Origin of the sequence: Bacillus norwichensis, from assembly GCF_014836955.1 — a bacterium.
Lineage (GTDB): Bacteria > Bacillota > Bacilli > Bacillales > Bacillaceae_C > Siminovitchia > Siminovitchia norwichensis.
In genome coordinates this window covers 1-3,138 of the sequence record NZ_JACSPV010000087.1, presented here as the reverse complement: position 1 = coordinate 3,138, position 3,138 = coordinate 1, and the positions used below count along the sequence as shown (strand labels likewise).

Below are 3,138 nucleotides of genomic sequence, written 5' to 3'. Positions count from 1 at the left end.
TCGCGTGTCGAAAAAAAAGTTTTGACACCCTAATAACGGTTCAAACCGTTGATATATCAATATTTATAGAGGGAGGAGAATTAGGTTGGATATCCATGTTCAAGGGCTGACAAAATTAATAAAAAAGCAATCCGTATTATCCAATGTCTCACTTTCTTTTTCGGGAGTTTACGGGCTGTTAGGGCCAAATGGAGCGGGAAAAACAACACTGATGAAAGTGCTGGCAAGCTTGACTGGCTTTTCTGCAGGGAATGTGTATATTGACAAGGAATTAATTAATACAAAAAGATTCGTTAGACGAACGGGGCTTATTGGATATCTCCCCCAGGATTTTATGGTTTATCCAGAGCTTACGATGTATGAGGTGCTTGAGCATGTTGCTGTCCTTCAAGGGCAAAAGTCCCCCACCTCCTATCATGCTCAAATAAAAGAGGTTGCTGAGCAGGTTAATCTATCTAACCATTTACAAAAGAAAATGCGCGAATTGTCAGGGGGGATGCGGCGACGTGCAGGCATTGCGCTGCTTTTGCTTCGCAAGCCGGAAATCTTGCTTTTTGATGAACCAACCGCAGGTCTTGATATTGAGGAACGCATACGTTTTCGTAATTTGTTAAAGCAGTTGGGAAGCCGCCACACTGTCATTATTTCCTCTCACATTGTTGAAGATATTGAATTTCTTTGTACAAAGATTGGTGTGATTAGAAATGGAAAAGTCCTGTTTGAAGGCAGCCCGGAAGAACTAAAGGAAAAGGCTGCTCATTGTACATATGAAATTGACGTTCCACATGCAGAGTTAGATGGGGTGATTGCAGCAAAAGAGGTTGTACAAATGAACGAAGAATCCTCCCATATTGTAGTCCGTGTCCTTTCTGATCAAATGATCGGCCGGCCAGTCAGTCCAAGATTAATGGATGGGTATCTGGCGCTTTTGAAAGGGGCTTCGTATGGCTAAGTATATTCATTTATTTGCCTTTGATATCAAATTGCTTCGTTATCTATATGGCTTTCCATTTGTAGCTTACGGATTGTGCACCTTGCTCATGCTTACCGTCGGTACACAATCCGATTCACCATTCTTACCCTATACTTTTCTCGAAGGTATCGCAATTCCTTTGGCGGGGTGGCATACAGTCTTTCTATACAATAGCCTGTTTGAAGAAGGGGCGAAAGAGACACTGATCGTTTATTACCGTCAGACACTCACTATCGATTTGACGCGCTATGCCATCTTACATGGGGTTTTTATTTCTCTGCTGGTCGCTTTGGTGGGTTGGATGAACGGACCAGATTTTTTCACTATAACCCTGATTGTCCATCTCATATTATTGTTTTTCTTTTATCAAATTATTGGCATAGCCATTCTCAGCGCTACAAAAAGCCTAGAAGTTACACTGGCAACTATCGCGACCTACACATTTATGGAAGTGGTGACACAGGGAACGTTTATGCCTTGGCCACACATATTTATATTCATGGACCCTATTAACGATATCTGGCTTCACCTTACTTTCTTATCCTTGGGGATAGGTATTGTATCGTCGGTAATACAATTATGGAGAAAGTTTAAATAAAGACAAGGAATGGACAAAAAAATAAATGGAGTTTTAATATTCTCAAGATATTAAGGAACTTTAGTGTTGAAGTGTTGCTATTTAAAAACAAAAATACTCTATATATGAAGCACCTCGAAAGTTAGAGTGAAATCAACTTCCGGGGTGTTTTATCGCCATATTTGTATGCTAAATGAGACGATATCTAGCTACTAAAGATGATAATTATTCCACCATATTTATCCGTGTATCTTCTATTATATATACTCTCTAAATATTCCTGAGCAAACAGCAGATTCCTGTGGTTTTGAAATAAAGTTTGATAATTTAATAATAAAGATTGATCATTCAAAATAAAGAACGATAATTTATATTAAAGTTTGATAAAATGTTCTGTAAAAAATGTTTCTTTTGTTCAGTAATCGGTCATTTAATTGAATACCAATGAAACCAATATAAACGTACATTATGCGAACATAATCAGAGGAGAGGAGTTTGCAGTTGATGATCGATTTGAGTAACGAAAAAATGCCAAAACAAGCGATGCAAGCATTAAAAATCGTAGAGGAGTTGCTTGGAAGTTCGATAGTCGGGGTATATCTATTTGGTTCTGCAGTAAATGGTGGCTTACGCATTAACAGTGATGTAGATGTCCTAGTGGTTGTGAATTATAGTTTACCTGAAGTAAATCGAAAAAAACTAACAGACAGACTAATGCTTATATCTGGAAAGATAGGAAATACAGATTCTGTGAGACCACTTGAAGTCACGGTGATAAACCATAGCGATGTTGTACCTTGGCGATACCCACCAAGAAATGAATTTATCTATGGTGAGTGGCTCAGGAGTGAGTTTGAGAAAGGACAAATCCAGGAACCAACCTATGACCCTGATTTGGCTATTGTTTTAGCACAAGCGAGAAAGAATAGTATTTCTCTATTTGGTCCTGATGCTTCAGATATTCTTGACCCCGTTCCGATGACAGATATTCGAAGAGCGATTAAGGAGTCTTTGCCAGGGTTGATTGAGGGTATCAAAGGTGATGAGCGTAATGTAATTTTAACCCTGGCTCGAATGTGGCAGACAGTATCTATCGGTGAAATTTCTCCAAAAGATGTGGCTGCAAAATGGGCTTTACCTCGGTTGCCCAAAGAATATTCGACTTTACTCGACTTAGCCAGAAAAGCTTATCGGGGAGAGTATGTTGATAAGTGGGAAGGACTGGATTCCGAGGTGACAGCACTCGTTAATCATATGAAAAACTCTATAGAATCTTGTCTTAGCCAGACCCAGGAAAAGCGATAACAATACAAAAGCACATGGATTAAACCAGAATTCTGTAAAGGCCATGAAGGGAGCTGGCTTTGAAAAATCTCATTTGTAATGGTCTTTTTCAACTATATTGGCAGGTTAGTTTAACTTGATTCAGCAGAAGTCTCCCACTTCTATAAGTGGTGAGATGAATGCATATTGGTATTCCATTCAGTGTGGGTTCAAACCCCGGCTGAATAAAGTTAAAGCCTCCGGCGGATGCCACAGATTTTCAGAGGAAACAATCGGGCGACGTTTCTCGTCGCCACCGTCTAGA

At 39.5% G+C, this 3,138-nt stretch carries 3 protein-coding genes; all 3 read left to right on the top strand.

What is annotated here, in order from left to right; genetic code table 11:
• The first annotated feature begins 85 nt into the window (after positions 1-85).
• The 3 genes from H9631_RS21985 to ant(9) all read left to right on the top strand — a co-directional run bounded on the left by H9631_RS21985 (position 86) and on the right by ant(9) (position 2,855).
• Complete coding sequence (locus H9631_RS21985) at positions 86-952, top strand: ATP-binding cassette domain-containing protein (RefSeq protein WP_191816573.1); 867 nt, start codon at positions 86-88, stop codon at positions 950-952.
• Positions 945-1,571, top strand: coding sequence for a hypothetical protein (locus H9631_RS21980; protein ID WP_191816571.1), 627 nt, complete (start codon positions 945-947; stop codon positions 1,569-1,571). Before H9631_RS21985 ends, H9631_RS21980 begins: the two co-directional genes overlap by 8 nt.
• A gap of 483 nt (positions 1,572-2,054) precedes the next feature.
• A complete protein-coding gene (gene ant(9), locus H9631_RS21975; RefSeq protein WP_191816575.1) occupies positions 2,055-2,855 on the top strand; it encodes an aminoglycoside nucleotidyltransferase ANT(9) in 801 nt (266 codons plus the stop codon).
• The last annotated feature ends 283 nt before the right edge of the window (positions 2,856-3,138 follow it).

Coding starts and splice junctions, on each gene's coding strand:
- H9631_RS21980 (WP_191816571.1), top strand. CDS start 945: ATGGCTAAGTATATTCATTTATTTGCCTTTGATATCAAATTGCTTCGT.